The 26,817-nt window shown below is 69.5% G+C and carries 23 protein-coding genes; 14 read left to right on the forward strand and 9 right to left on the reverse strand.

Annotated elements, in window-relative coordinates; translation table 11 throughout:
• Positions 1–383: 383 nt before the first annotated feature.
• Together AB0B64_RS57000 and mgrA are read left to right on the forward strand one after the other, a co-directional pair.
• Complete coding sequence (locus tag AB0B64_RS57000; protein ID WP_358204153.1) at positions 384–2,432, forward strand: S9 family peptidase; 2,049 nt, start codon at positions 384–386, stop codon at positions 2,430–2,432.
• Positions 2,429–3,427: an L-glyceraldehyde 3-phosphate reductase gene (mgrA, locus tag AB0B64_RS57005; RefSeq protein ID WP_358204156.1), complete on the forward strand. Its 999-nt coding sequence runs from the start codon at positions 2,429–2,431 to the stop codon at positions 3,425–3,427. The genes AB0B64_RS57000 and mgrA overlap by 4 nt, the downstream gene beginning before the upstream one ends.
• Here mgrA and AB0B64_RS57010 read toward each other — a convergent pair.
• The gene (locus tag AB0B64_RS57010; protein ID WP_358204163.1) at positions 3,396–5,774 is read right to left on the reverse strand and encodes a lysylphosphatidylglycerol synthase transmembrane domain-containing protein; all 2,379 of its coding nucleotides are present in this window, start codon (positions 5,772–5,774) and stop codon (positions 3,396–3,398) included. The genes mgrA and AB0B64_RS57010 overlap by 32 nt on opposite strands.
• A 194-nt stretch (positions 5,775–5,968) precedes the next feature.
• On the opposite strand from AB0B64_RS57010, the gene AB0B64_RS57015 reads away from it, so the two are divergent.
• Positions 5,969–7,984 (forward strand): molybdopterin oxidoreductase family protein, encoded by a 2,016-nt coding sequence (locus AB0B64_RS57015; protein WP_358204169.1) that lies wholly within the window; start codon positions 5,969–5,971, stop codon positions 7,982–7,984.
• Here the strand turns inward: AB0B64_RS57015 and AB0B64_RS57020 are convergent.
• On the reverse strand, positions 7,962–8,702 hold the full coding sequence (locus AB0B64_RS57020) for a hypothetical protein (RefSeq protein ID WP_357939703.1): 741 nt from the start codon (positions 8,700–8,702) through the stop codon (positions 7,962–7,964). The two genes, AB0B64_RS57015 and AB0B64_RS57020, sit on opposite strands and share 23 nt — an antisense overlap.
• Before the next feature lie 67 nt (positions 8,703–8,769).
• On the opposite strand from AB0B64_RS57020, the gene AB0B64_RS57025 reads away from it, so the two are divergent.
• Positions 8,770–9,318, forward strand: a complete 549-nt coding sequence (locus AB0B64_RS57025; RefSeq protein ID WP_357939701.1) for a PadR family transcriptional regulator — start codon at positions 8,770–8,772, stop codon at positions 9,316–9,318.
• Here the strand turns inward: AB0B64_RS57025 and AB0B64_RS57030 are convergent.
• A complete protein-coding gene (locus AB0B64_RS57030) occupies positions 9,291–9,755 on the reverse strand; it encodes a GNAT family N-acetyltransferase (protein WP_358204177.1) in 465 nt (154 codons plus the stop codon). The two genes, AB0B64_RS57025 and AB0B64_RS57030, sit on opposite strands and share 28 nt — an antisense overlap.
• A 95-nt stretch (positions 9,756–9,850) precedes the next feature.
• Here AB0B64_RS57030 and AB0B64_RS57035 point away from each other — a divergent pair, with 95 nt between their 5' ends.
• Entirely contained in the window at positions 9,851–10,300 is a 450-nt protein-coding gene (locus AB0B64_RS57035; RefSeq protein WP_357939697.1) for a hypothetical protein, read from the forward strand.
• Here the strand turns inward: AB0B64_RS57035 and AB0B64_RS57040 are convergent.
• Together AB0B64_RS57040 and AB0B64_RS57045 are read right to left on the reverse strand one after the other, a co-directional pair.
• Positions 10,266–11,183: a zinc-binding dehydrogenase gene (locus AB0B64_RS57040; protein ID WP_357939695.1), complete on the reverse strand. Its 918-nt coding sequence runs from the start codon at positions 11,181–11,183 to the stop codon at positions 10,266–10,268. The genes AB0B64_RS57035 and AB0B64_RS57040 overlap by 35 nt on opposite strands.
• Before the next feature lie 41 nt (positions 11,184–11,224).
• Positions 11,225–12,034, reverse strand: coding sequence for a methyltransferase domain-containing protein (locus AB0B64_RS57045; protein WP_357939693.1), 810 nt, complete (start codon positions 12,032–12,034; stop codon positions 11,225–11,227).
• 91 nt (positions 12,035–12,125) lie between these two features.
• On the opposite strand from AB0B64_RS57045, the gene AB0B64_RS57050 reads away from it, so the two are divergent.
• The 3 genes from AB0B64_RS57050 (at position 12,126) to AB0B64_RS57060 (ending at position 15,269) form a co-directional block, all read left to right on the forward strand.
• Positions 12,126–13,931, forward strand: coding sequence for an acyl-CoA dehydrogenase (locus tag AB0B64_RS57050; protein WP_358204189.1), 1,806 nt, complete (start codon positions 12,126–12,128; stop codon positions 13,929–13,931).
• Between the two features lie 106 nt (positions 13,932–14,037).
• Positions 14,038–14,979 carry an MBL fold metallo-hydrolase gene (locus tag AB0B64_RS57055; protein WP_357939689.1) on the forward strand — a complete coding sequence of 314 codons (942 nt, stop codon included), beginning with the start codon at positions 14,038–14,040 and terminating at the stop codon, positions 14,977–14,979.
• A gap of 65 nt (positions 14,980–15,044) precedes the next feature.
• Positions 15,045–15,269: a hypothetical protein gene (locus AB0B64_RS57060; protein WP_225301634.1), complete on the forward strand. Its 225-nt coding sequence runs from the start codon at positions 15,045–15,047 to the stop codon at positions 15,267–15,269.
• On the opposite strand, the gene AB0B64_RS57065 is transcribed toward AB0B64_RS57060, so the two are convergent.
• Complete coding sequence (locus tag AB0B64_RS57065; protein ID WP_358204198.1) at positions 15,266–16,186, reverse strand: NAD-dependent epimerase/dehydratase family protein; 921 nt, start codon at positions 16,184–16,186, stop codon at positions 15,266–15,268. The genes AB0B64_RS57060 and AB0B64_RS57065 overlap by 4 nt on opposite strands.
• Before the next feature lie 243 nt (positions 16,187–16,429).
• Between AB0B64_RS57065 and AB0B64_RS57070 the strand changes: the two genes are divergently transcribed.
• Both AB0B64_RS57070 and AB0B64_RS57075 read left to right on the forward strand, forming a co-directional pair.
• Positions 16,430–16,966, forward strand: coding sequence for an RNA polymerase sigma factor (locus AB0B64_RS57070; RefSeq protein WP_358204203.1), 537 nt, complete (start codon positions 16,430–16,432; stop codon positions 16,964–16,966).
• The gene (locus AB0B64_RS57075) at positions 16,963–17,970 is read left to right on the forward strand and encodes a CU044_5270 family protein (protein ID WP_357939683.1); all 1,008 of its coding nucleotides are present in this window, start codon (positions 16,963–16,965) and stop codon (positions 17,968–17,970) included. Before AB0B64_RS57070 ends, AB0B64_RS57075 begins: the two co-directional genes overlap by 4 nt.
• Here AB0B64_RS57075 and AB0B64_RS57080 read toward each other — a convergent pair.
• Positions 17,933–18,226 carry a Dabb family protein gene (locus AB0B64_RS57080; RefSeq protein WP_357939681.1) on the reverse strand — a complete coding sequence of 98 codons (294 nt, stop codon included), beginning with the start codon at positions 18,224–18,226 and terminating at the stop codon, positions 17,933–17,935. The genes AB0B64_RS57075 and AB0B64_RS57080 overlap by 38 nt on opposite strands.
• Before the next feature lie 4 nt (positions 18,227–18,230).
• The gene (locus AB0B64_RS57085) at positions 18,231–21,494 is read right to left on the reverse strand and encodes a carbohydrate-binding protein (protein ID WP_358204211.1); all 3,264 of its coding nucleotides are present in this window, start codon (positions 21,492–21,494) and stop codon (positions 18,231–18,233) included.
• A 144-nt stretch (positions 21,495–21,638) separates the two neighbouring features.
• Here AB0B64_RS57085 and AB0B64_RS57090 point away from each other — a divergent pair, with 144 nt between their 5' ends.
• The 4 genes from AB0B64_RS57090 to AB0B64_RS57105 are packed head-to-tail and all read left to right on the forward strand — an operon-like array spanning position 21,639 to position 25,324.
• Positions 21,639–22,370: an NUDIX hydrolase gene (locus tag AB0B64_RS57090; RefSeq protein ID WP_358204216.1), complete on the forward strand. Its 732-nt coding sequence runs from the start codon at positions 21,639–21,641 to the stop codon at positions 22,368–22,370.
• On the forward strand, positions 22,367–23,209 hold the full coding sequence (locus tag AB0B64_RS57095; protein WP_358204224.1) for a molecular chaperone DnaJ: 843 nt from the start codon (positions 22,367–22,369) through the stop codon (positions 23,207–23,209). Before AB0B64_RS57090 ends, AB0B64_RS57095 begins: the two co-directional genes overlap by 4 nt.
• 10 nt (positions 23,210–23,219) lie before the next feature.
• Positions 23,220–24,155, forward strand: coding sequence for a hypothetical protein (locus AB0B64_RS57100; protein ID WP_358204229.1), 936 nt, complete (start codon positions 23,220–23,222; stop codon positions 24,153–24,155).
• Entirely contained in the window at positions 24,152–25,324 is a 1,173-nt protein-coding gene (locus AB0B64_RS57105) for an adenylosuccinate synthetase (RefSeq protein ID WP_358204236.1), read from the forward strand. Before AB0B64_RS57100 ends, AB0B64_RS57105 begins: the two co-directional genes overlap by 4 nt.
• Here AB0B64_RS57105 and AB0B64_RS57110 read toward each other — a convergent pair.
• Positions 25,321–26,811: a dihydrolipoamide acetyltransferase family protein gene (locus AB0B64_RS57110; RefSeq protein WP_358204241.1), complete on the reverse strand. Its 1,491-nt coding sequence runs from the start codon at positions 26,809–26,811 to the stop codon at positions 25,321–25,323. The two genes, AB0B64_RS57105 and AB0B64_RS57110, sit on opposite strands and share 4 nt — an antisense overlap.
• Positions 26,812–26,817: the final 6 nt, after the last annotated feature.

Raw genomic sequence — 26,817 nt, forward strand, 5'->3', positions numbered from 1 at the left:
CGGGGTTGTGCATCATGCACTGGCTTTTAACACACTGTTGAGTTCTCAAGAAACGGACGCGTACTCCCCAACCTGCGAGAGGCGTTCATTTCGTTTTCCGTTGTGTCTCTATTCTTTCACCAGTCCGTTTTTGTGTCAAATTGACCGGACTTGCTTGGAATTTCGACTGCCTCTTCAATTTACCATCCCGTAGACCGGGTAGCGAATCGAAGCGACTGTCTCCAAGCACAACACAACCCACGTCAAAGCCACCGGAGTGGAGGAGGTTGGTTGCGCCGCACCTGGCGACTTCTAAAGATTAGCAGCGCCCCCGACCACTCGAGACGCCTTCACACCGATCGGAGGCCACAGAACGATCACGGCCCGGAACATAGACTCCCCACGTGAGTAGCAAAACACCGCCGCTGGCGAAGAAGTCACCGACTGAGCGCACCCATCACGGCGACACCGTGATCGACGAGTACGCCTGGCTCACCAATAAGGACGATCCCGACACGATCGCCTACCTGGAGGCGGAGAACGCGTTCCTCCAGGAGCAGACCGCTCACCTCGGCGATCTCCAGGAGCAGGTCTTCCAGGAGATCAAGGGCCGCACCCAGGAGACCGACCTGTCGGTGCCGAGCCGCAAGGGCGAGTGGTGGTACTTCAGCCGGACAGAGGAGGGCAAGCAGTACGCCGTCTCCTGCCGCGTGCCCGCCGACGGCGAGACCCCGCCCGCGGTCACCCCTGGCGAGCGCCTCGACCGGGAGCAGGTCATCCTCGACGGCAACGAGCTGGCGGGCGAGAGCGCGTTCTTCTCCGTCGGCACCAGCGCCATCACGCCCGACGGGAAGATGCTGGCTTACTCCACCGACTACAAGGGTGACGAGCGCTTCACCTTGAGGTTCAAGAACCTGGAGACCGGCGAGCCGCTCGACGACGAGATCGAGAACGTCTTCTACGGTGGCGCCTGGTCGGCCGACGGGTCGGCGTTCTTCTACACGCGCGTCGACGACGCCTGGCGTCCCTTCCAGGTCTACCGGCACACGCTCGGCTCGCCGGACGACGTGCTGGTCTACGAGGAGACCGACGAGCGCTACTGGGTCGGGATCGGGCTCACCCGCAGCGAGAAGTACCTCGTGCTCGGCGCCGGGAGCAAGATCACCAGCGAGGTGCGCATCCTCGACGCCGCCGACCCGACGGGCGAGTTCCAGGTCGTCCGGCCCAGGAAGGCCGGTGTCGAGTACGGCATCGAGCACGCCGGCGACTTCTTCTACGTGCTCCACAACGAGAACGCCGAGAACTTCGAGCTGGCCACCGCCCCGCTCGACGCTCCCGGCACCTGGACACCGGTGATCGCCCACAGCACGGACACCAGGCTCCTGGAGATCGACGCGTTCGACGGCCACGCCGTCGTCCACTTCCGCCGCGACGGGCTGACCGGCATCCGCGTCCTCCCGTACGGAGGCGACGAGTACGAGATCGAGTTCCCCGAGCCGCTCTACGACGTCGGGCCGGCGGGCAATCCGGAGTTCAGCACCGGCAGGCTCCGGCTCGCCTACACCAGCATGATCACCCCGGCCAGTGTCTACGACTACGACCTGGCCACCCACGAGCTGATCCTGCTCAAGCAGCGTCCCGTCCTGGGTGGTTACGACCCGGCCGACTACGAGCAGTTCCGCGAGTGGGCCACCGCCGAGGACGGCACCCGGGTCCCGATCTCCCTCGTCAAGCGCAAGGACACCGCCAAGCCCGCCCCCACCGTCCTGTACGGCTACGGCAGCTACGAGACCTCCATCGACCCCGGTTTCTCGGTCCCCAGACTGTCCCTGCTCGACCGCGGCTTCATCTTCGCCGTGGCGCACATCAGGGGCGGCGGCGAAATGGGCCGTCGCTGGTACGAGGAGGGCAAGCTCACCAAGAAGAAGAACACCTTCACCGACTTCGTCGCGGCGGCCAGGCACCTGAAGGCGTCGGGCTGGAGCGAGCGGATCATCGCCAGGGGTGGCTCGGCCGGCGGCCTGCTGATGGGCGCGGTGGCGAACCTGGCGCCGGAGGAGTTCGCGGGCGTGGTGGCCGAGGTGCCGTTCGTCGACGCGCTCAACACGATCCTCGACCCGTCGCTGCCGCTCACAGTGATCGAATGGGACGAGTGGGGCGACCCCCTGCACAACGCCGACGTCTACGCCTACATGAAGAGCTACACACCGTACGAGAACGTGGACGATCGCCCGTACCCGCCGATTCTCGCGATCACCAGCCTGAACGACACCCGGGTGCTCTACCACGAGCCCGCGAAGTGGATCGCCAGGCTGCGAGCCACGGCCGGTGGCGGTCCGTTCCTGCTCAAGACGGAGATGGGCGCGGGACACGGCGGCCGGAGCGGGCGCTATGACGTTTGGCGCGAAGAGGCCTTCGCGCTCTCCTGGATCATCGAGAGAGGCACCTCATGACCTACCAGCCGGACGACGACCGCTACGAACGCCAGCCGTACAACCGCAGCGGGCGCAGCGGCCTCAAGCTGCCTGCCGTCTCGCTCGGCCTCTGGCACAACTTCGGCGACAACCGGCCGATCGACAACTCGCGGGCGATCCTGCGGCGGGCGTTCGACCTGGGCGTCACGCACTTCGACCTGGCCAACAACTACGGCGTGCCGTACGGCTCGGCGGAGCGCAACTTCGGCGGGATCTTCCGCGAGGACTTCACCCGCTATCGGGACGAGCTGGTCATCTCAACCAAGGCCGGCTACGACATGTGGCCGGGGCCGTACGGCGAGTGGGGTTCGCGCAAATACGTGCTCGCCAGCCTCGACCAGTCGCTGCAGCGCATGGGGCTCGACTACGTCGACATCTTTTACAGCCACCGGCCCGATCCCGAGACGCCGCTGGAGGAGACGATGGGCGCGCTGGACCGGGCGGTGCGCTCGGGCAAGGCGCTGTACGCGGGGATCTCCAACTACTCCGCCGAGCAGACGGCGCAGGCCGCGCGGATCATGCGGGGGCTGGGCACGCCGCTGCTCATCCACCAGCCGTCCTACTCGATGATCAACCGCTGGATCGAGGACGGGCTGCTCGACGTGCTGGAGGAGGCGGGCATGGGGTGCATCGTCTACTCACCGCTCGCCCAGGGGCTGCTGACCGACCGCTATCTCGACGGCGTCCCCGATGACTCGCGGGCGGCGACCAGCCGGTTCCTGAGCGCCGACCGGATCGACCGCGACCTGGCGCGCGACCTCAACGAGATCGCCAAGACGCGCGGGCAGTCGCTGGCGCAGATGGCGCTGTCGTGGGCGATCAGGGATTCGCGGGTGACCAGCGTGCTGATCGGCGCGAGCAGTGTGAAGCAGCTGGAGGACAACGTGGCCTGCGTCGACGGGCCGGCGTTCACTCAGGACGAGCTCGACGCCATCGACAAGGTCATAGAGCTTCGTGCCGCTGGAGGTAGGTGAAGGACGCCCAGCCGGGCAGCACCGGCAGCCAGAACGTGAGCAGCCGGTGCAGCAGGACGGCCGACGTGGCCAGCTCGGCGGGCAGCCCGGCCACGGTCAGGCCGACGGTGAGCGACGCCTCGACCGCGCCCAGGCCACCAGGTGTGGGCGCGGCCGAGCCGATCGCGTTGGCCGTGAGGTAGACGACGGCGACGGCGGTGAAGCTGATGTCGCCGCCGAAGGCCTCGACGCAGGCGTCGAGGCAGACGACGAAGGCGATCGTGATCATCAGGGTGCCGACGCAGGCCTCGATCATCTTGCGCGGCGACTGCAGCACGTCGAGCAGCCTGGGCAGCACGTTGGCGAACAGCTTGTGCATCCGCCCGGTGATGAACCGGCGCAGCGGCGGCACCCCGAACAGCACCACGACCAGCACCGCGACCGACAGCATCACCACGACCAGCCCACGGGACGGGCTGAACGCGGTGGCGGTGTTGGACCCGGTGATGTAGGCGAACAGCAGCAGCAGCGCGATGTGGAAGACCATCATGCTGAGCTGCGAGGCGCCCACGCTGGCCACCGCGAGCGCGGGCGAGATGCCGCGCTTCTGCAGGTAACGCGTGTTGATCGCGACGCCGCCGACGGCGGCGGGCGTGACGAGCTTGACGAACGAGGCCGCGAACTGGACGAGGACCGTGCGCCAGAGCGGTAGATGCTCGGGTACGAAGCCCCTGAGCATCAGCGCGGCGGCCACGAAACTGACGAACGAGGCGGCCAGCGCCAGCACCGACCAGGCCCAGTTGGCGGTGGTCACCACATGCACGACGTTGACCTGGCTGAGCTGCGACAGCAGGAAGTACGCGGCCAGCGTGCTGGCGATCATCGTGACCAGAGTGCGCGGCCGGAACCGCTCCAGCCGGATCTCCTCGACCTTGCCCTGCGGTTTGAGCGCCACGATGTGCTCGCGCAGCTCGCCGAGCACGCCCTTGTCCTTCGACAGCGCCGCGCGGGTCTCACGGGTGAGGGCGATGCGCTGGAGCAGCGGCATCGCGGCGGCCAGCGCGTCGGACCCCATGACCGCGGCGGCGGCCCGCACGGAACGCTCGGCGCCGACGCGCAGCGCCAGATAGGTGAGCAGCTGCGCGACGTCGAGCCGGAGCAGCAGGTCGCCGGCCGCGATCTCGCCGCTGCGGGCGTCGGTGAGCACGACCCGGCCGGCCGGGTCGAGGTGGATGCTGTCGCCGGTCAGCCGCCGGTGGGCGAGCCGCTGGATCTGCAGCAGCGCGACCTGCTCCCAGATCTGGGCGAGCAGGGCGTCGTCGATGTCGGCGTCGGGCACGTCGTCGAGCGGGCGGGTTTCGAGGTGCTCGTAGGCGAGCAGCGCGGCCTCGGTGCCGATCTCGCTGGTGCCGAGCAGACGTGGCGTGCTCGCGCCCGCCGCCTGCGCGGCGTAGGCCATGAGCGCCTCGCGCTCCAGCTCGGCGCGGAGCGACCTGATCGCCCGGCGCCTGGTCTCCGAGTTGAGCCGGATCCGCCGCCAGAGCCGGTACGGCAGGCCGGCGACCTGCCGGTCGCGGTCGAGCACGGTGACGTCGAGGCTGCTGCCGTCCTTGAGCCCGACGGCGTAGCGGCGGCTGCCCTGGTGATCGTCCTCGATGCGGCGGGCCGTCTGCGGGGAGAAGGAGAGCTTGCGGAGCGCGGCGATGACCGCGTTGCCGGGCGGCCGGGTGTTGGGGCTGCCCACGCCGTACAGGGTGCCGTAGCCCACGGCCATGCCGACCAGGACGGGCACGATCGCGCCCGGCAGCGTGATCTGCCTGGCGGAGAAGAGCGCGAAGATGTCGAGCGCGATCACCGTCCACATGAGCATGCGCCAGGTGGGGCGGCGCGAGATGCGTACGGCGGTGGCGTAGGCGACCACCGAGGTGAGCAGCGTGTTGAGCGGCTCGATGGAACGCCCGCCGGTCAGCAGCATGCGCAGGTCCTCGACGCTGCCGCCGATCAGCCACTGGCCGAGCAGGAAGGAGCCGACCATGCCGATGATCGCGGCGATCAGGCCCTCGGCCACCCGCAGGCCGTCGCGGTGGAAGACGCGCTCGACGGCGAAGGCCACCGGCACGATGAGCACGGCCGCGCCGCCCAGGAACGACGCCACGCGGCTGAGCAGATCGGGGACGAGGGTGGTGCCTTCTTTGACGTCCGCTTCGAGGCCGTTGAGCGTCTGCTTGGCGACCAGGGCGATGAGGACGACCGCGGCGAGCACGAGCAGCGTGGTGAGGAAGCGCAGCAGGTCGGAGGGCCGCCGCAGGCGCTGGGGCAGCAGCGGCTCGACTACATAGACGTCCGTTTCAGCGCGCGCTTCAGCCACGGCTGGATCCCCCTCCGCGAGGTCCTCCGCGTCATCACGTTCCCTGATTTCGGCCACCGACAGAGATTCTGCACCTTCCCGACCGACCGTACGATCTTTGGGCCCCTTCAATCCTTCACCCTTGATTTCTACCGCGCGTCGGGGCATGTCGTGGCTCCCCTAATGCCTGGCGGGCGACACGTAAGCTGTGTCGCATGTCGGGTGAGTTGCGAGTTTTGGGGGCATGTCCACTGGACTGCCCTGATACCTGCTCTTGGATCGTCACGGTCGAAGACGGCAAGGCCGTGAAGATGCGCGGCAACCCGGAGCAGCCTTACACCCGGGGCGCGCTCTGCGTGAAGGTCAACCGATATCTGGAGCATACCCAGGCCGACGACCGCATCCTTTACCCGCTGCGCCGTACCGGGCCCAAGGGGTCGGGCGAGTTCGAGCGCATCTCCTGGGAGGAGGCGTTCGACGAGATCGCCTTCAGACTGCGGAACATCATCGACGAGCACGGCGGCGAGGCCATCTGGCCGTACGTGGGGACGGGCTCGCTCGGCTACATCCAGGGCTGCGAGGGCGTGGCCGGGCGCCGGTTCTGGAACATGCTGGGCGCCTCCAAGCACTGGCTGAACATCTGCGCCACGGCCGGCGGCGCCGGGCTGAGCCTGACCAACGGCACGCCCGCCGGCATGGACCCCGAGGACCTCGCGCTGTCCAGGCTGATCCTGCTGTGGGGCACCAACACGCTGACCAGCGGGCACCACCTGTGGAAGTTCGTCCAGGACGCCCGCGCGGCCGGCGCGTACGTGGTGGCCATCGACCCGATCCGCACCAGGACCGCCGACCAGGCGGACCGGCACCTGGCGATCCGGCCGGGCACCGACGCCGTGCTCGCGCTGGCCCTGCTGAACGTGGTGCTCGCCGAGGGCGCCCAGGACGAGGAGTTCCTCGCCGAGCACACCCAGGGCTGGGAGTCCTTCCGCGAGGAGATCCTGGCCTACCCCGTCGAGCGGGCCGCCGAGATCACCGGCATCCCGGCCGCCGACATCCGCGAGCTGGGTACGCGGGTCGCGCACACCCGGCCGACCGCGATCCGGACCACGATGGGCATCCAGCGGCACGCCGGCGGCGGCACCGCGCTGCGGACGATCGCCGCGATCCCCGGCGTGACCGGCGACTGGCGCCACCCGGGCGGCGGCGTGGCCTACTCCACCAGCGGCCACATGCACCTCAACATCGACAAGCGTGACGACCTGCTTGCCAAGCCGGTCCGTACGCTGACCATGACCCGGCTGGCCTCCGAGCTGGACTCGGTGAAGTGCCTCTGGGTGTACGCCGCCAACCCGGTCGGCTCGACCCCCGACGCCAACCGGATCCGGCGGCAGCTGGCCCGCGAGGACCTGTTCACGGTGGTCATGGAGCAGTTCCCCACCGACACGGTCGACTACGCCGACATCGTGCTCCCCGCGACCATGCAGACCGAGCACATGGATCTGCACGCCGGGTACGGCCACCTCTACCTGCTCTGGAACGAGCCCGCCGTGGCGGCGCCGGGCGAGTGCCTGTCCACCACCGAGACGTTCCGCCGCTTGGCCGCCCACATGGGGATGACGGAGCCGTCGCTGTACCACTCCGATCTGGAGCTGGCCGAGCAGCTGCTGAGCAGCGGCCACCCGTCGCTGGAGGGCGTCACGCTGGACCGGCTGCGCAAGGAGGGATGGGTGCGGATGAACTATCCCCAGCCGTTCACCCCCTTCGCCGACGGCTTCCCCACCGCCTCGGGCCGGCTCCGCTTCCCGCCGCGCGGCAAGGCGTACGTCCAACCTCATTCCGTGCGTACGGCCGACGGCTCGCCGTACCCGCTGACCCTGGTGACACCGGCGGCGCACACCTTCCTCAACACGATCTTCGGCAACAACCCGGAGCTCAGACGCCGGGCCAAGGAGCCCGTGGTGCTGGTCAATCCGGCCGACGCCGAGGCGCGCGGGCTGGTGAGCGGGCAGCGGGTGCGGGTGCACAACGCGAGCGGCGAGTTCCTGGCCGACGTCGAGGTGAGCGACCGCGTGGCGCGCGGTGTGGTGGCCTCGCCCAAGGGGCGCTGGCCCAAGCACAGCCCCGGCGGCGCGAACGCCAACGCGGTCGTGGCCGAACGCGACGCCGACATGGGCAGGGGTCCGGCCTACCATGACAACCTGGTCGAGGTCAGCCCTTGTGCCGGTCCATGAAGGCGATGATCCGGTCGAGCACCTCAGGGCCGTGAGGGCTGCCGAACAGCGCTGAGGCGTGCAGGCTCTCGCCCTTGACGACGTGGAGCTCGTTGTCGGGGGCCTTGGTGGCGGCGTCGTGGGTGCGCTGGAGGTCCTTGGCGCCGCCGTACGCGTCGTTCTCGCTGCCGATCTGGAGCAGCGGGACCGTCAGCTTGGCCGCCTCGCCCTCGGCGACCGCGCCCGACAGGGCGACCACCCCGGCCACCCGGGAGCCCAGCCGCTCGGCCGCCGGGACGGAGGCGGTCGCGCCGATGGAGCCGCCGACCAGGAACAGGCGCCGCACGCCCTTCTCCTTGGACAGGCGCTTGGCCATGGCGACCGTCACCTCGTCGGGGTATTCGGCGCTCTTCCTGGCGTACAGCAGGACGCGGTAGCCGGCCGCGACCAGGCGGTCGGAGAGCGGGCGCCAGGTGCAGACGTTGCCGTTGCGCTCGTACGTGATCACCACGCCGACCGCGCCCTTGCCGGTGATCACACCGGGCAGGTCGTCACCGTAGGTGAAGATCTTGCCGTCCGCGCTGGTGAAGCAGCCGGAGACGTTAGGGCCGGAGACGTCAGGAGTGGTGACCTTCGCCACCGGTGTAGGCGGGGTGGCGGTCGTGGTCGTGGTGCTGACCGCGCCTCCGCAGGCGGTAAGTACCAGAACAAGCCCGATCGAGCCGATGATCGCGCGCATCGCCGCCCCTTCACCACACTATGTCTGAAGTGACATAGTCGTGGGTGACAATACCCTTGGCGGCACCATGACCTCAACGCTGGGATTCGCGATCCTCGCCGTGCTGGCTCGCGGCGACCGCACCGGATACGACATCGCCGCGGCCATGCGGCGGCCCATCGGCTTCTTCTGGACCGCCGGGCACAGCCAGATCCACGCCGAGCTGCAGAAGCTGCGGGCCGCGGGCCTGGTCGGCTACGAGGCCGAACGCGGGCCGGGGCCGCAGGACAAAAAGGTCTACCACCTGACGGACGAGGGCTCCGCGGAGCTGCGCGGGTGGGTGACCCGGCCGCCGAAGGAGCGGCCCGAGCGGGATGAGCTGGTGCTCAAGACGTACGCGGCGTGGCTGGCCGAGGCGGGGCTGGTCAGGCGGATGTTCGCCGACCAGCTGGCCGCGCACGAGGCGCGGCTGGCCGAGTACGAACGGGAGGAGGCGGCGTTCGGCGGCCCACCGCCGTTCGGCGATCCGCGCTTCGGCAACTACGCGACGCTGCGGTGCGGCCTGGGATACGAGCGGCACCGCGCCGAGTGGTGCAGATGGATGATCGATCAGCTGGGCGACAGCGACAGCTTGTAACCCTCGTGCGAGGCGTCGAAGCCGAGCGAGTCGTAGAACCGGTGCGCGTCGGTGCGTGACTTGTCCGAGGTGAGCTGGACGATCGCACAACCCCGAGCCCGCGCCCGGTCGATCGCCCACCGCATCATCTCGCGGCCCAGACCCTGACCCCGGGTCGAGGCGTCGACCCTGACGGCCTCGATCTGGCAGCGCTCGGCCCCGAGTCGCGAGAGCCCGGCCAGGTAGGTGAGCTGCATGGTCCCGAGGATCTTGCCACCGCGCTCGGCGACGATCAGCTCGTCGTAGGGGTTGGCGTCGATCCGGGCGAAGGCCGCCAGATACCGCTCGTCGGCCGGGTCTCCCTCGCGCTTGGCGCCCAGCGGGTCGTCGGCCAGCATCGCCACGACGGCGGGCACGTCGTCGGCACTGGCCGGGCGGATAATCCAGGTTTCGTCCATGCCCGAATCATGCCCGAATCATGCCCGACAAGTCAGGGAGGGCTCAGGGTAGGTCCCCGATGCGATAAAGGGGTGTCGAAAGGCACTCTGGGGACATGAACGAAATCAGTCGACGCGATGAGGTCTCGCTGTCCGGCGCCGCTCTGCGTGGCGCCCCTTGGAAGACCGCCGCCGTCAGCGGTGGCGCGACGGCCGCGGTCAGCTTCGGGCTGGGTGTGCTTACCGACTCCGCCGGCCTGGTGTGGTCGCTCGGCCTGGGGATCAGCGTGTTCGCGCTGGTCGCCGCCATCGGCGCGGTGTCCAAGCCGAACGAGGGCGACCGGGTCACCCGCCAGGCGCGTCTGTGGGCGCTGAAGCACCCGTGGAGGTTCGCGCTGCTGCCGGCCGCCATCGCGGCGGTCCTGGACTACCCGGTGCAGCTCGTACTCGACGGGGAGGGGGTGTTCGGCTCGGCGTTCCAGTCGGTCTGGCATGGCGCCCTGGTCTATGTGATCGCCGGCGTCCTGACGCTCACGAGGCAGGGACGAGCACGATCTTCCCAGTGACCCGGCGGTTGATCAGGTCGTCCATGGCCCGTCCGGCCTCCTCCAGGGGCCTGGCCTCCGGTGGTGCCGGGTCGATCCCGGGCATCGTGAGGAGCTCCTGGAGCATCAGCCGATTGGCGGCCGCGTGGCTCATCGACCACGCGCCCCAATCCACCCCCACCACCGCCCGATTACGCAGCAGCACCTGGTTGGCGGGCAGCCGCGGGATGCCGCCCCCGGCGAAGCCGACGACCAGGAGCCGCCCGCCCTCGCGCAGCGAGCGCAGCGCCTCCTCGGACAGTTCGCCCCCCACCGGATCCACCACCACGTCCACGCCCCAGCGCCGGGCGGCGCCCTTCAGCCCCTCATAGCCGATGACCTCGTCGGCCCCGGCCCGCGCCGCGCGCTCGCGCTTGTCCGGCGTCGAGGCGGCCGCCAGCACGGCGGCGCCCAGCGCCCTGGCCACCTGGATGGCCGCCAGTCCCACCCCGCCGCCCGCGCCGAGCACCAGCACCCGCTCACCGTGCCGCAGCCCGGCGCGCTCCCTGAGCGCGTACATGGCCGTGCAATAGCTCTGCGCGAACACCGCCGCGGTCCGCGGATCGAGGCCCTCCGGCAGGGGTACGGCCTGCTCCTCTGAAATGACGACATGTGTGGCGTAGCCGCCGAGCCCGGTGATGGCGAGAACCCTGCTGCCGTCGGCCAGCCGCCCGGCCACCTCGTACCCCGGAGTGAAGGGCAGCTGTGGCTTGAGCTGGTAGGTGCCGCCGACCATCAGCCCGTCGACATAGTTGACCCCGGCCGCCTCGACCTCGACCACCACCTGGCCGGGACCCGCGACGGGATCGGGCCGCTCGACGAGCTCGACCGGCTTGCCGAACGCGGTGCAGACGACTGCCTTCATCCGGACAGCGTCCCCGATAGAACATCATTCTGACAAGCTGGTCAGTCCCACCAGATCGTGGTCCAGCGCTCCCGTGGGAGCGGCCACATGCCCAGCTCCAGGGCCGTCGCGCCGACCTCCGCCGAGCGCGCGGGGTCGAGGCAGGCGCGCTGGCAGACGCTGTCGGCCAGGTCCTCCAGGGAGTTGAATCGGTCCAGCGGCGCCTCCCGCTCCTCGACCCGTACGGGGTAGCCGAGCGCGGCCGCCAGTGCCACGCAGTCCTCGGCGACCGGCCGGACCGGGCGATCCACGTTGTGGAAGTGCTGCCACAGCGGGGCCATCCAGCTCATGGGGTGGCGATGTGGGAGCTCGATGACGACGCGGCTCCTGGCGTGGTCGTTCAGCGCGCGGAGGAAGTCGGCCAGGTCGGGCACGTTGTAGATGACGTGGGCGGAGACCACCACGTCGGCGACCGGCACCTGGTCCGCGATGTCGGGCCAGCGGCCTTCGATCGCGGTGAGCGGGACGCCGAGCTTGTCCGCCCTGAGGGTGAGCTCGTCGAGCATCGCGGCGGAGGTGTCGACCGCGTACAGCATGGAGAACCGGTCGTGCAGCGGCAGTGACGCGGCACCGGTGCCCGCGCCGACGTCGAGCAGTGTGGCGCCCTCGTCCAGCGCCTCGATGAGGTGTGTCGCGGTCGGCCCGTCGTCGGGCTCGGCGAGCGCCCTGTCGGTGCGCGTGGCGAAGCGCGCCGGGTGATGGCCCCACGGATCGACCGGCGCCTTGGCCATGATCTCGGCGGGGATGGCCCAGGAGTCCAGTCGCTCTCGCCAGCGAGTGGCGAGTTCTTCGGCGTCCATGGAGATGAGCATGCCACGCATATTCACGGTTACTCGCGGGTAGCATTTCGAGTAAGGTTACTGGCCAGTACATAACGCCCCCGGTTCAAGGAGATCGACACTCATGGGCCACTACAAGAGCAACGTCCGTGACCTGGAGTTCAACCTCTTCGAGGTGTTCGGGCGACGCGAGATCCTCGGCACCGGGCCGTATGCCGACATCGACGAATCGGTGGCCCGCGGCATTCTGGAAGAGGTCAACAGACTGGCCACCGGCGTGCTCGCCGACTCCTTCGAGGAGGGCGACCGCCACCCGCCGGTCTTCGACGCCGCCACGAGCTCGGTCACCGTGCCGGAGGGTGTCAAGAAGTCGTTCCGGGCGCTGGTCGACGGCGGCTGGGCGCATCTCGACCTGCCGCGCGAGCTGGGCGGCCCCGGTATCCCCCGGAGCCTGGCCTGGGCCACCGCGGAGATGGTCCTCGGCGCGAACCCGGCCCTCTACATGTACGCCGCCGGCCCCAACTTCGCCTACACGCTGTGGGAGGTCGGCACCGAAGACCAGAAGCGCTTCGCCGAGCTGGCCATCGAGCGCGACTGGGGCGCCACCATGGTGCTGACCGAGCCCGACGCGGGCTCCGACGTCGGCGCGGGCCGGGCCAAGGCGATCCGGCAGCCCGACGGGACCTGGCACATCGAGGGCGTCAAGCGCTTCATCACCAGCGCCGAGCACGACATGGCCGAGAACATCTTCCACCTGGTGCTGGCCCGCCCCGAGGGGCACGGACCCGGCACCAAGGGCCTGTCGATGTTCCTGGTGCCCAAGTTCCACGTGGACCTGGAGACGGGTGAGCTGGGCGAGCGCAACGGCGTCTACGTCACCAACGTGGAGAAGAAGATGGGCCTGAAGGTCTCCACGACCTGCGAGCTCACCTTCGGCGACAAGCACCCGGCCATCGGCTGGCTGGTCGGCGAGGTGCACGAGGGCATCAGGCAGATGTTCATGGTGATCGAGCACGCCCGCATGATGGTCGGCACCAAGGCCATCGCCACGCTGTCCACCGGCTACCTGAACGCCCTGGAGTACGCCAAGAGCCGCGCCCAGGGCGCCGATCTGACCAGGATGGCCGACAAGTCCGCGCCCCGGGTGCCGATCACGCATCACCCGGACGTACGCCGCGAGCTGATGCTGCAGAAGTCGTACGTCGAGGGCATGCGCGCGCTGGTGCTCTACACGGCCACCTTCCAGGACGCCATCCAGATGGACCCCGCAGACCGGCACGCGCGCGACATGAACGACCTGCTGCTGCCCCTGGTCAAGGGTGTCGGCTCCGAGCGGTCGTACGAGCTGCTCGCCCGGTCCCTGCAGACGCTCGGCGGCTCGGGCTACCTGCAGGACTACCCGATCGAGCAGTACATCCGCGACGCCAAGATCGACTCCCTGTACGAGGGCACCACCGCGATCCAGGGTCTGGACCTGTTCTTCCGCAAGATCCTGCGTAACCAGGGCGCCGCGATCGGCTCGCTGCTCGCCGAGATCAACGCCTTCGCCTCCTCCGACGCCGGTAACGGCCGCCTCAAGGAGGAGCGCAAGCTGCTCGCCGAGGCCGCCGCCGACATCAAGGTCATGGGCGACACGATGGCCGGCTGGGCGCTGGGCGCGCTGGAGACGCCGAGCGAGGTCTACAAGGTCGGGCTCAACACGACCAGGCTGCTGCTGGCCCTGGGCGACCTGGTGATCGGCTGGCTGCTGCTGCGCCAGGCCGAGATCGCGCTGACCCGGCTCGCCGACGGCGAGGACGCCTTCTACCAGGGCAAGGTCGCCGCCGCCTCGTTCTTCGCGACGACCGTGCTGCCCCGCCTGGCCACCGAGCGCCGGGTGCTCACCGCCACCGGCCAGGACCTGATGGACCTGCCGGAGGACGCCTTCTAAATCCGAACAGACCAGCCGCCTCCCGCTGAACGCCCGCTTCACTGTGAAGCGGGCGTTCTGCTGAGAAATGCACAGTCCGTCCGGCCCGCCGGGGTACGTTCGCGGCATGAGCGCGTCCACCCACGATCACCCGCTGGCCCCGCCTCGCGTCGAAGAGGTCTCGGCAGGCGTCTTCGCCTACATCCAGCCCGACGGCAGCTGGTGGATCAACAACACCGGCTTCCTGGCCGGGCGGCGCGGCGTGATCTCGATCGACGCCTGCTCGACCGAGCGCCGTACTCGGGCGTACCGGCAGGCCATCGCCGAGGTCACCGACCGGCCGATCACCACGCTGATCAACACCCATCACCACGGCGACCACACCTTCGGCAACTACCTCTTCCCCGAGGCCACCATCGTCGCCCACGAACGGACCCGCGAGCTGATCCTGGCCGAGGGCATCCCCGACTACCGGACGTTCGCCTGGTCGCCCGACGTGGAGTGGGGCGATCTGGAGGCGGTGGCGCCGTTCCTCACCTACACCGACGGGGTCACGGTCTACTCCGACGACCTGCGCTGCGAGGTGCGGCACGTCGGCTTCGCCGCGCACACGACCAACGACTCCTATGTCTGGATCCCGGAGCGGCGGCTGCTGTTCGCGGGTGATCTGGCCTTCAACGGCGGCACGCCGTTCGTGCTGATGGGGTCAGTGACGGGCGCGATCGAGGCGCTCGACCAGCTCAGGGAGCTGGGCGCGGAGACGGTCGTGCCCGGACACGGCGACGTGTGCGGGCCCGAGGTCTTCGACCCGGTGCGGGGCTACCTGGAGTTCGTGCTGGCGACCGCCGAACGCGGCCGGGCGGCGGGACTGACTCCCCTGGAGACGGCCCGCGAGACCGATCTGGGCGAGTGGGGCGAGCTCCTGGACCCAGAGCGCATCGTCGGCAACCTGCACCGCGCCTACGCCGAGCTGGACGGACTGCCCCGTGGCGGCACGATCGACCTCGTCGCCGCCGTCGTCGACATGATCACCTTCAATGACGGGAAGCCACTGTCCTGTCTCGCCTGAGTGTGATCGCGCATACTCGGGTATGACCGAGGGCGTACGCGTTCTTTGCCGTCCTGGAGGTCGTCATGGGTGTCGGGGTCAGCATCTTCTTCCTCACGCTCGGCGCCATCCTGCGATTCGCCATCGAACCGGACGTGTTCGGTCAGAGCGTGCACATGGACACGATCGGCGTCATCTTCATGATCGTCGGCGGGGTGGGCGTGGTCCTGAGCATCGTGCTGGCCCCGAAGCGGGGCCGCACCTCTGACCACCAGCTGATGCACCGCGAGAACAACCCGCCGGAAATCTAGTTCGACGCCGCGGCGATGGTGGCCTTGAGGGCGGCATCGAGCGGAGTCGCGGTCATGCCGAAGGTGTTCTCGAACGCCGAGGAGTCGACGACGAACGGCCGGTCGAACTGGTAGCGCGTCTCTTTCAGCTCACGGATCACGGGGTTGATCAGCTCGAGTGCGAGCAGGATCGGCGCCGGGGGGCGGTTGAGGCGCGGTGCGGGCGCTCCGGCGAGCTCGCACAGCCGCCCGGCCAACGCGCGGGCCGATAGCGCGGCGTTGTTGGGGGTGTGCCAGGCGCGGCCCCAGGCGCGCTCGTCGGTGGCGGCGATGGCCATCGCCGCGGCCACGTCGGGCAGGTAGGTCCACGAGTGGGGCTGGTCGGGGTCGCCGAGGAAAGAGGTGCTCTTGCCGGCGAGCAGCGAAGGCACGAAACGGGTGCCGACGGGCGTCTGGTCGCTGGCGCCCGGGCCGAAGTAGTCCGAACTGCGGATCTCGGTGACACGGGCACGGCCGGCCTGGTGCGCGGCCAGCGCGTCGGTCCACATCTTGACGCGGACACGGCCCTTGACGCCGGGAGCGGCGAGGGGGAGATCCTCGACCATCGGCGTGGTCACGGGTCCGTAGGCGTAGAGGTTGCCGGCGGTGACGAGCACCGCGCCGGTGGCCTCGGCGGCGGCCAGCAACGCGGAGGCCAGCGGCGGCCAGTCCTGGGCCCAGCGGGGGTAGGCGGGACCCGCGCAGTTGTGGAGGGCGTCAGCGCCCTTGACGATCCGGGTGAGCCGGTCGCGGTCGGTGAGATCGGCCGCGACGGACTCGACGCCGGCTGGGCCCTTGCCCGACCTGGTGATCACGACGACCTGGTGCCCCTGGGCGAGCAGGTGCCCAGCGAGGTGCTTGCCGACTTGTCCCGCTCCTGCGATGACGTGCTTGCCCATGATGTCCTCCGTTTGATGCGCCGCTCTCTTACGAGATCAATGCTCTCTCAAACTGGCGACCGAGTCAAGAGCAGTGCTCTCATTTCAGGTCGCCGATCCAACGAGTCCTGCTGAACAGCAGGTCGCGGGCTTGGGTGCGGCCACGGTCAACAGGCGTTTGGGATGCTTGGCAATCTGATGGAAGGGTCTCCCGGGAGCGGGTAATCACAGGTGTCCCTGTTCCCCGGCAAGGGAGACCCTTGCGTGATCACATCTCCTGAAGGAGCGGTGGCCGATCCCGAGCGGTTCGCCACGGTCTTCGACGCGCACTACGAGGAGATCCGGCGCTACATCGGCCGCCGCCTTGACCTCGACATCGCCGAGGACCTCGCCGCCGAGACCTTCCTCATCGCCTTCCGGCGCCGCGACAGCTTCGACGCCGCCAAAGGCGGCATCAGATCCTGGCTGTACGGCATCGCCACCAACCTCGTCGGCAAGCATCGGCGGGCCGAGCTCCGGCGCTATCGGGCGCTGGCCAGATCCGGCCCGCCGCCGGACGAGAGCGGCCATGACCAGCGGGTCGCCGATCGGGTCACCGCCGGAGTGACCGTACAGAAGCTCTCGGCCGCGCTGGCCGAACTGTCGCGCGGTGAGCGCGATGTGCTGCTGCTCGTCGCCTACGGCGAGCTGACCTACGACGACGTGGCCGCGGCGCTCGGCATCGCCAACGGCACCGTCGCCTCCCGGCTGAGCCGGGCCAGGACCAAGCTGCGTGACACGCTGGGAGTTGAGGTGCGATGAAGGAGTTCCAGCTCATCGACGATGTGATGCCGGACATGCCGCCCGCCGATCCGGCCAGGACGATGGGGATCCGGGCACAGCTCATGGGCCGCCCCCCGCGCCGGCGGCTGCCCGGCTGGTCCCGGGCGACGCTCGCGGCGGCGGCCGTGACCCTGGTGCTGGTCGGCGGATTCGTGGTGGTGCCCAGACTGGGTGGGGGCGAGGTCCAAACGGCCGCCACCTCGAACGTGCCCCCGGTGCTCGCGGCGGCGGCGGACCGGCTGGCCGCGCAGCCGCCGGGCACGGGGGCCTGGTGGCGGCGAGAGGTGCGGCAGGTGTCGCGGCAGGTCGGCAAGGGGAAGCCCGCTTATGTCGTCGAGCAGCGGACCGGCGAGGTGCTGTGGGTGAGTCGGAAAGGGGAGACCCGGCTCGAGTTGAAGCCTGTGACCACCGTGCCGCTCACGCCGGCCGACAAGCGGGCGTGGAAGGAGGCCGGCTCGTTGCGGCTCTGCAATTCAACGCGCGGTTGCACGCTCGGCCGGGTGTTCTTCACCCCCTTTGACCCGAAAAAGCTGGAGCCCGTGGGGCAACTGCCGACCGACGCCAAAGCGCTCAAGGCCGAGCTGCTGAAGCAGTATCCCGCGGACGGCCGCGACACTCAGGAGGCCTGGCTCTGGGCGGCAAGCAGGTGGCTGCTCCTCGACGTTCCGAGCACTCCGGGCACGCGGGCGGCGGTCTACCGGATGCTCGCCGGTCTGCCGCAGGTGAAGGTGACCGACGGAGTCAAGGACGACGAGGGACGCGCGGGGGTCGCGCTGCTCCTCGGCGACCCCCTGCAGCAGCAGATCATCATCGACCGGGACAGCGGTGACCTGCTGGCCGTGCAGAGCAAGATGCTCCGGTCGGACGGCAAGCAGGCCACGTTCCCGATCGGCCGAACGTTCGAGTCGTTGCTGGTCGAGCGGCTGGGGTGGACCGACGAGCAGCCTACAGAGAAAGTTGAACGGCGGCCCGGCTCGCGATGATGGGCTTGATGTGCTCCGCGATCACCTTCTGATGCTGAGGGTGATCGCGGTACACCAGGTAGTCGTCGACGTTGTCGAAGTCGGCGACCACCGCGAACTCGTGGTTGCCCTGGTTGATGCCCGCGTCGGCGTCCGCCGTGTAAGCGCGGATCTCCGGGATGATCCCCGGCAGTTTCCGCAACTCGGTGGCCACCGTGGCCTTCTGCTCCTCGGTGGCGTCCTCGGTCCAGGTGAACAGCACGACGTGGCGAATCATGAGCTCAGCCTATCGAGATCCGATCGGCGTTCGGGCCACCGTTGGCCGTCGTGGCGGTGGCTCTGATCTTGTTGACTCCTTGCGCGAGGGTGACGGTGAGGGTGGAGGTCTGCCAGGTGTCCCAGTTGCCAGTGGCGTTGAAGTCGCGGGTCACTGCGGCGCCGCCGTTGACCGTGATGGACATCGGCCGGTTCACCGTCGTGCCGTTGGCGTAGCGCAGCTCCAGAGTGACCGGTCCCGCTACGGGGGCGTTGACCGTCCACTCGACGTAGCTGCCGGTCAGGTTGTCGTAGTTCACGAACCCGGTGCCCGTGTAGCCGTCGTGGTTCGACTCCACCACGCCCTGGGAGATCGTCGCGTCCTCGGCCTGGTAGATGACCGGGCCGCTGCCGGTGGTCTCGGTCACCGCGTTCGAGGCGTCCGAGGTGTTGCCGGCCGCGTCGCGGGCCTTGACCGTGAACGTGTACGCCGTGGCGGCCGTCAGTCCCGAGACCGTCGCCGTCGTGCCGGTGACGGTGGTGGCCAGGGTCGAGCCGTTGTAGACGTCGTAGCCGGTCACCCCGGTGTTGTCGGTCGAGGCGTCCCAGGCCAGCGAGACGCTTGAGGACGTCTTGGCGGTGCTGTGCAGGTTGCCCGGCACGCTGGGCTGCTCGGTGTCGGGCGGGCCGGTCGGGCCGGCCGGGACGGTGAGCGTCGCGGTGTTCCAGCCGGAGACCCTGACGCTCGCCGCGCCGCTCAGGTCCGAGGCGCGGAACGTGGCGGTCAGCGTCTTGGACTCGCCCGGCCACAGGCTGATGGCGTTGTCCGACCACTGGATCGGCAGCACCGGCTTGCCGGCCGCGTCCACGACGTGCGCGTCGAGCATGAACGCGGGGATCGCGCCCGTGCCGGTGTTCTTGATCGTCACACTCACGTTCCCGGGGGACGGCGAGGTGGCGGTGGCGGTGATCGGGGCCTGGGCCAGGCCGTTGAGCCCGGTCAGGTTGGCGTAACTGGTGGTCGGCACGTAGTACCAGTCGTTGTTGTCCCAGTCGATGACGTCGCTCGCGGTGGACAGCGCGTACACGTTGCGGTCGATCTCCTCGCCGCCGCGCAGCAGGCTCAGCCGTACGAGGTAGGTCGTGGACAGGCCGCTGATCGACGGGATGGTGACCGCGGTGGCCTTGCCGCCGTCGGCGGGGGCGGTGACAGTGGCCGTGTTGGTGTACTTCGAGGTGCCGTCCATGTTGAACACGTCGGTCTTGACCGTCAGGCCCGAGGCGGCCGAGGTGCCCGAGTTGACCACGACGACGGACTTGTTGTCGTAGGAGTACTGCACGTGCAGCGGTTTGTTCGCCTCACGCGCGCCCCAATAGGAGCCGCCCTGGTCGAGGTAGTAGTCGAACAGCTGCCAGTGCAGGGACGACCAGCCGCTGTTGAGCATCCAGTAGATGACGCCGGTCGAGGGGTTGCTGGAGTCGGTGAAGTTGCGGCCGTAGGCCTCGAACTGCGCGCGGACCGCCTCGTACTGGGCGAGCTGCGCCTTCTTCACGTAGTCGGCCAGGCTGGACGGCACGCCATAACGGCCCCTGAGGGCGTTGTGGTAGATCGTCAGGTTGTTGAACGTGCTCGACGGGGAGCGGTGATACTGCGTCGCGCTCGGGCTCTGCCAGAGCGAGTTGATCTGCGCGGTGGTCATCATCCGCTTCAGCGAGTCGAGCGTCGGGACGTCCGGGCCCGCGCTGGTCTCGGAGTTGAAGCCGAACGCGCCGCCTTCGCGCTTGTTGTACCAGTAGTTCGGCGGCACCCACTCGTACGGGCCGGGCATCTTCAGGCCGGAGTTGCCCAGTTGCGGGCTGGACTTGTCCGAGGCCACGGAGACGATCGGCAGCGGCCACTCGGCGGCCGTCAGGGCGTCGAGGTAGTTGGTCTCCTTCTGGGCTGTCGGCGGGTTGTCGGAGCCGATCAGGAACGAGATCACGCTGGGGTGGTTGCGCAGCCGAGTGGCCTCCGCCTGCATCGACGCCTTGGCGATGGGGTAGTCGGCCGTGGCGAACGAGCCCTCCCACTTGTTGCAGCACTCCCAGCCGGGCATGGTCAGGATGCCGTACTTGTCGGCCAGGTCGTAGAGCTCGTCGGTGTCCAGGTGGCCCTCGATGCGGATGGTGTTCAGGCCGAGGTCCTTGACGTAGCGGATCTTGTCTTCGAGGTAGCGCAGGTCCTTGCGCAGGAAGATGTCCGGCGACCAGCCGCCGCCCCTGATCAGGATCGACCGGCCGTTGATCTTGTAGAAGCGACGGCCGCTGGCGTTCTTGCCCGACTCCACCTTGCGGACGCCGAAGCGCTGGGTCAGCGAGTCGCTCACCGCGCCGCCGACGGTCGCGGTGAGGTTGAGGTCGTAGAGGGGTTGGGCACCCATCTGGTACGGCCACCAGACCTGCGGGTTGTTCAGTGTCTGGGAGAAGGTGATGCGTTTGGTCTCGTTCGCGGCTAACGAGACGTTCTGGGAGAAGGTGAGCGAGCCGATGGTGCCGCTGACCGTGGTGGTCACCGCGCTGCCTGTGCCGTTGCGTACATCGGCCTTGATCGTCAGGTCGGCGCGGTCGAGCGCCGGGACGGCCAGGTTGGTGATCACGTGCGCGTCGCGCAGGGAGACGTCGGCGCTGCGCCTGATCAGCACGTCACGGAAGATGCCCGTGTTGTCGTCGCGCGGGACCTGCACCCAGTCGATCCAGCCGATCGTCAGGTGGTTGTTGGGGTTGTTGGCGTTGACGCGGAAGGCCACCGAGTTGGTGCCTGAGTGGACCAGCGCGGTGATGTCGCGCTCGTTGCGGGTGTAGGCGCCGGCGATCTGGGCGGCCGTGGCCACCTGGCTCCCGTTGACCCACACGTCGGCGCTCGACATCACGCCGCTGATGTCGATGAACGTGCGTAACCCGGTCTCCGAGCCGAGCGTGAAGTCCGAGCGGTACCACCAGGGCACGTCGAAGTCGGCGGTCGGGATCGACTGCATGTTCGTGGAGAAGAACGGGTCGGAGTAGACGTTGTTCTCCAGCAGCCCGGCCAGGACGGTCGAGCGTGGGCCGACCGGATACCAGCCGGAGGCCGCGTAGCCGGGAGTGGAGATCGCGGCGCCGGAGTCCGACACCTTGGCGGATGACTGGATCTTGTAGCCGGAGAGAGCTGTCGAGGAGGCCGTCGCCGCTGGGGCGGCCAGGGCGACACCTCCAGCGCTGACCAGCAAAGTGCAGGTCCAGAGCAGGATGAGGATGAGCCGGGAGCGCGCCATGGGTCCTCGCAAGGCCGATGGAGTTTGTTAATAAACCTTCTTAACAACTAAACGCGATCTCGTAAATGCCCAAATTTCTGGACATCGTGGTGATGGCTGGTTATTCTCAAATAGAGATTTACTCAGCTTGAGAAGGACCTGTCGATGGAAGAGTTCCTGGCCGGCTACGACCCGCGGCGCTATCCACCGGTCGCGGTGACGGTCGACGTGGTGGCGCTGACCATCCGCGACCGGCGGCTGCACGTGCTGATCGTGGAGCGCGGCGTCGAGCCGTACGAGGGCGCCTGGGCGCTGCCCGGCGGCTTCATCAGGCCCGACGAGGACCTGGCAGGGGCGGCGGTGCGCGAGCTGGCCGAGGAGACCGGACTGGACACCGCGCCCGCGCACATCGAGCAGCTGGCCAGCTACGGCGGTCCCGGCCGGGACCCGCGGATGCGCGTGGTGTCGATCTCGTACCTGGCCTTCGCCCCCGACCTGCCCGATCCCCGGGCGGGCACCGACGCGGCGGCGGCCGTGTGGCATCCGGTCGACGACGTGCCTCGGCTGGCCTTCGACCATCAGCGCATCCTGGCCGACGGGGTGGAGCGGGCCCGGTCGAAGCTCGAATACACCCCGCTGGCCACGGCGTTCGCGGGCGACACGTTCACGATCTCCGAGCTGCGGCTGATCTACGAGAGCGTCTGGGGCACCCCGCTGCACGCGGGCAACTTCCACCGGAAGGTGCTGTCGGTGCCCGGGTTCGTGGAGGGTACCGGCGAGACCACGCAGACCGGCGGGCCCAGGGGCGGGCCGCGGGCCAAGCTGTACCGCGCGGGCGACGCCCGGCTGCTGCACCCCGCCCTGCTGCGGCCCTCGCGGGAGGACGAGATCCGGTGAACGCAGAGGAGGCGGCGGCGATCGTCACAGGGGCGCGTTCGGCCGCCGACCTTTTCACGGGCGACTCCCCTGCGCGGGTCTACCGGCGTTATGCCCGGTTACTCCACCCGGACCTGTCTCCCGGGACCGCTGAGGCGTTCGCCAGGCTGGCCGAGTTGTGGTCCGATTTCAACCGGGGCCGGCAGGTCGGGCCGTACCGGATCGGGCCGCCGCTGCATCGGGGTGGCACCGCTGTCCTGTATCCGGCGGACGGTGACGCGCTGCTGAAGCTGCCGCGCGACCCGGCCGACAACCACCTGCTGGTGCGGGAGGCCGCCGCACTCACCCGGCTCGCCTCGGACGCGGACCCGCGTTTCCTGCCGTACGTCCCCCGCCTTGTCGCGAAATTTCGGCATAAAGCCGGGCGGGCCGTGCGGCAGGCGAACGTCCTCAGCCGGGCACCCGGCGGCTTCGTCCCCTTGACCCAGGTCGGCACCGGCCTCGACCCCCGGGACGTGGCCTGGATCTGGCGGCGGCTGCTGGTGGCCACCGGCCTGGCGCACCGGGCCGGTGTCACGCACGGCGCCGTGCTCCCCCGCCACGTACTCGTCCACCCTCTCGACCACGGGCTCGTCCTCGTCGACTGGTGCCGCTCACAGCTCTCCGGCGCGTCCGACGACGTGCTGGGCGTCACCCGATGCGTCGCCGGGCTGCTCGGCGAGCACCCCCGCACGATGCGCGCCTTCGTCCGCGGCTGCCTGCTGCGCCCGCCCGCCGACGCGTGGGCACTGCTCGGCGAGCTCGACGAGCTCCTCGAAGACCTTTACGGACCGCGTACCTACCGGCCCCTTCACCTCTAGGGAGAACATCATGGGCAGCGGAATCTGGTCCACCGACGTCTACAGCTCGGCCGCCCGCTACCGGGCCGCCACCGGCGCCAGCGCCTTCGCCTACAGCGACGGCGGCGCCTCCACCACCCACCCCGACCTCGACCCGTTCGGCGTCACGCGGGAGAGCCGCGACTCCGACGAGCACCCGAACTCGCTGGCCGTCGCCGTGCTCTTCGACGTGACCGGCTCGATGGGCCACGTCCCGCGTACGCTGCAGGCCAAGCTGCCCGACCTGCTCGGGCTGCTGCTGCGCAAGGGGTACGCGGCCGACCCGCAGATCATGTTCGGCGCCATCGGCGACGCGACCTGCGACCGGGCGCCGCTCCAGGTGGGGCAGTTCGAGTCCGACAACCGCATGGACGACCAGCTCGGGCAGATCCTGCTGGAGGGCGGGGGCGGCGGGCAGATGTCGGAGTCGTACGAGCTGGCCATGTACTTCATGGCCAGGCACACCTCGATCGACTGCTACGACAAGCGCGGCAAGCGGGGATATTTGTTCATCATCGGCGACGAGCTGCCCTATCCGCGGGTCAGCGGGAAGGCCGTCGCCAAGCTGATCGGCGACCCGCGCCCGCGCGACATCGACGTGGCCGCGATCGTCGCCGAGCTGACCGAGAAGTACGACGTCTACTACATCCTGCCCGCCGGCTCCAGCTACGCCGGCGACGCGCGGGTGCTGCGAGTCTGGCGCGACCTGCTCGGCCAGAACGTGCTGGAGCTCGACGACCTCGACGCGGTCTGCGAGACGATCGCGCTCACGATCGGGCTCGGCGAGGACGCCATCGGTCTCGACGAGGGCCTCGACGACCTGGCCGGGCTCGGCTCCGCCGCGGGCGCCTCGGTGTCGAAGGCGCTGGCCAAGCTGGACCGCGGCACGCTCGTGGTGTCGGAGCCGCTCGACGGGCTCGACTCGTGACCGAACATGTCATTGTCGTCGACCTCGGGTACGGCGACGCGGGCAAGGGCACCGTCGTGGACTGGCTGTGCGCCACCCGGCCGGTCCACGCGGTGGTCCGCTTCAACGGCGGCGCCCAGGCGGCGCACAACGTGGTGCTGCCGGACGGGCGGCACCACACGTTCGCGCAGTTCGGCTCGGGGACGCTGCGGGGGGTGCCGACGCATCTGTCGAGGTTCGTGGTGGTCGATCCCCTGGCGCTCTCCGCCGAGGCCGCCCATTTGGAACGACTTGGCGTGCCGGATCCGTTCGGGCTGATCACGGTTCATCGGGACTGCCTGCTGGCCACGCCGTACCACGTCGAGGCGGGCCGGCGGCGCGAGCTGGCGCGCGGGGCGGAGCGGCACGGGTCGTGCGGGATGGGCGTCGGCGAGGCGATGGCGTACTCGCTGTCGCACGGCGCGCTCGCCCCGCGCGCGGGCGACTCCCCCGCGACGCTGACCCGCAAGCTGGGCCTGCTGCGGGAGGCGCTGGGGGTGGACGGACCGCCGGTGGCGGACTGCGTGGCGGCCTATCGGGCGTTCGCGTCGCGGGTGCGGCTGGTGGACTCCACCGATGAGCTGCTCAGGCGGGGGCCGGTGGTGTTCGAGGGAGCTCAGGGGGTGCTGCTGGACGAGAACCACGGGTTCGATCCGTACACGACCTGGAGCACCACGACCTTCGCGAACGCGCTGGAGCTGCTCGGCGGGGCCGGGGCGCTGCGGCTGGGCGTGCTGCGGACCTACACTCCCCGGCACGGGCCGGGGCCGCTGGTCACGGAGGACCCCACGCTGGAGCTGCCGGAGCCGCACAACGGCACCGGGCCGTGGCAGGGGCCGTTCAGGGTGGGGCACTTCGACGCCGTGGCGCATCGATACGCGGTGGAGGTGGCGGGCGGGGTCGACGCACTGGCGCTGACGCATCTGGACGCGCCGGTTTCGCGGCTGTGTCACGCGTACGAGGGGGGTGACTTCCGGCTCGGCGACCCCGCCACGCGGACCGCTCGGCTGCTGCGGGCCAAGCCGGTGTACGGCGACGCCGTCACCGACTGGCCCGCGGCCGTGGCGGACGCTCTGGGCGCACCCGTCTGGGTCGGGTCACACGGCCCGACCTCGGCCGACAAGCGCGTCCTCACGCCCGCCCTTGATTAGCTCCAGGCGAGCATGCGGAGTGGGTCCTCCAGCATGGCGCCGACGTCGCGCAGGAACAGCGACCCCAGCTCACCGTCCACGATCCGGTGGTCGAAGGAGAGCGCCAGCGTCGTCACCTTGCGTACCGCGAGCTCGCCGTCCACCACCCACGGCATGTCCCGGATCTGACCGAAGGCGAGGATGGCGGCCTCACCCGGGTTGAGGATCGGCGTGCCGGTGTCGACGCCGAACACGCCCACATTCGTGATCGTGATCGTGCCGCCCGCCATTTCGGCCGGTTGGGTACGGCCCGCCCTGGCGGTCTCCGTGAGCCGGCCCAGCTCGGCGGCCAGCTCGGGGAGGGACAGCCCGTGGGCGGACTTGATGTTGGGGACGACGAGGCCGCGCGGGGTGGCGGCGGCGATGCCCAGGTTGACGTAGTGCTTGACCACGATCTCCTGAGCGGCCTCGTCCCATGAGGAATTGATCATCGGATGGCGCCGGGCGGCCGTGAGCACGGCCTTGGCCACCAGGAGCAGCGGCGAGACCTTGACCTCGGCGAAGTCCGGGATCGTACGCAGGCGCCGGACCGCCGCCATGGTCTCGGTGACGTCGAGCTGGAGGAACTCGGTGACGTGCGGGGCGGTGAATGCGCTGGCCACCATGGCTTGGGCGGTCATCTTGCGGACGCCCTTGACCGGGATGCGCTCCTCCTCGCCCTGCTGCGTGGTCGCTCGTGGGGCGGGCCCTTCCGCGGCTGCGTGGACGTCGTCCCTGGTGATCGAGCCGTTCGGGCCCGAGCCGGCCAGGGTGGTCAGGTCCACGCCCAGGTCCTTGGCCAGCTTGCGTACCGGTGGCTTGGCCAGGACCGCGACCCGCCGTAGCGCCGCCGGGCCGGATGGCGCGGTGACCTCGACGCGGGACGGGTTCGCGACCGGGGTGGCCGGGATCACGGGCGGCTCGGGAGCGGCCGGGACCACGGGTGACTGGGCGGGCCCGTCAGGGCGGGATTTGCGGGGGCGGCGTTTGGTGGTGCCGGTCTTGACGCCGTAGCCGACCAGGACCGCCTGGCGTTCCTCCTTGGGGGCGGGGCTGCCGTGGGCGCCGGGTTCGACGGCGCCCTCCGCCGGGGGACGCGGGACCAGGTCGTCCGCCAGCGCCTCGATCCGGTCGGCGTCCGCCTTTACCTCGCCGACGTCAGCCGCCCCGGCCCGGTCGGCGTCAGCCGCCTCGGTCCGGGGAGCCCCGTTGCCGGAGGCGTCGTCCGGTTCGTCCGTGTCGACGGCGATGATGGGCCTGCCGACGTCGACCGTCTGGCCCTCGTCGGCCATCAGCCCGGAGACCACGCCGTCCCAGGGGATCGGCAGTTCGACGATGGACTTGGCCGTCTCGATCTCCACCACGATCTGGTTGACCTTGACCGTGTCACCGGGCTTGGCGTGCCAGCGGACGATCTCCGCCTCGGTCAGACCCTCGCCCACGTCGGGGAGCTTGAATTCACGTCGCATGAGTCC

Source organism: Nonomuraea sp. NPDC049129 (assembly GCF_040648495.1).
In the GTDB taxonomy this organism is placed as follows: domain Bacteria; phylum Actinomycetota; class Actinomycetes; order Streptosporangiales; family Streptosporangiaceae; genus Nonomuraea.

What these genes read in the sequence shown, in the direction of transcription:
- mgrA (WP_358204156.1), top strand. Translation starts at nt 2,429, where the DNA reads ATGACCTACCAGCCGGACGACGACCGCTACGAACGCCAGCCGTACAAC.
- AB0B64_RS57015 (WP_358204169.1), top strand. Translation starts at nt 5,969, where the DNA reads ATGTCGGGTGAGTTGCGAGTTTTGGGGGCATGTCCACTGGACTGCCCT.
- AB0B64_RS57020 (WP_357939703.1), bottom strand. Translation starts at nt 8,702, where the DNA reads ATGCGCGCGATCATCGGCTCGATCGGGCTTGTTCTGGTACTTACCGCC.
- AB0B64_RS57025 (WP_357939701.1), top strand. Translation starts at nt 8,770, where the DNA reads ATGACCTCAACGCTGGGATTCGCGATCCTCGCCGTGCTGGCTCGCGGC.
- AB0B64_RS57030 (WP_358204177.1), bottom strand. Translation starts at nt 9,755, where the DNA reads ATGGACGAAACCTGGATTATCCGCCCGGCCAGTGCCGACGACGTGCCC.
- AB0B64_RS57035 (WP_357939697.1), top strand. Translation starts at nt 9,851, where the DNA reads ATGAACGAAATCAGTCGACGCGATGAGGTCTCGCTGTCCGGCGCCGCT.
- AB0B64_RS57040 (WP_357939695.1), bottom strand. Translation starts at nt 11,183, where the DNA reads ATGAAGGCAGTCGTCTGCACCGCGTTCGGCAAGCCGGTCGAGCTCGTC.
- AB0B64_RS57045 (WP_357939693.1), bottom strand. Translation starts at nt 12,034, where the DNA reads ATGCTCATCTCCATGGACGCCGAAGAACTCGCCACTCGCTGGCGAGAG.
- AB0B64_RS57050 (WP_358204189.1), top strand. Translation starts at nt 12,126, where the DNA reads ATGGGCCACTACAAGAGCAACGTCCGTGACCTGGAGTTCAACCTCTTC.
- AB0B64_RS57055 (WP_357939689.1), top strand. Translation starts at nt 14,038, where the DNA reads ATGAGCGCGTCCACCCACGATCACCCGCTGGCCCCGCCTCGCGTCGAA.
- AB0B64_RS57060 (WP_225301634.1), top strand. Translation starts at nt 15,045, where the DNA reads ATGGGTGTCGGGGTCAGCATCTTCTTCCTCACGCTCGGCGCCATCCTG.
- AB0B64_RS57065 (WP_358204198.1), bottom strand. Translation starts at nt 16,186, where the DNA reads ATGGGCAAGCACGTCATCGCAGGAGCGGGACAAGTCGGCAAGCACCTC.
- AB0B64_RS57075 (WP_357939683.1), top strand. Translation starts at nt 16,963, where the DNA reads ATGAAGGAGTTCCAGCTCATCGACGATGTGATGCCGGACATGCCGCCC.
- AB0B64_RS57080 (WP_357939681.1), bottom strand. Translation starts at nt 18,226, where the DNA reads ATGATTCGCCACGTCGTGCTGTTCACCTGGACCGAGGACGCCACCGAG.
- AB0B64_RS57085 (WP_358204211.1), bottom strand. Translation starts at nt 21,494, where the DNA reads ATGGCGCGCTCCCGGCTCATCCTCATCCTGCTCTGGACCTGCACTTTG.
- AB0B64_RS57090 (WP_358204216.1), top strand. Translation starts at nt 21,639, where the DNA reads ATGGAAGAGTTCCTGGCCGGCTACGACCCGCGGCGCTATCCACCGGTC.
- AB0B64_RS57100 (WP_358204229.1), top strand. Translation starts at nt 23,220, where the DNA reads ATGGGCAGCGGAATCTGGTCCACCGACGTCTACAGCTCGGCCGCCCGC.
- AB0B64_RS57110 (WP_358204241.1), bottom strand. Translation starts at nt 26,811, where the DNA reads ATGCGACGTGAATTCAAGCTCCCCGACGTGGGCGAGGGTCTGACCGAG.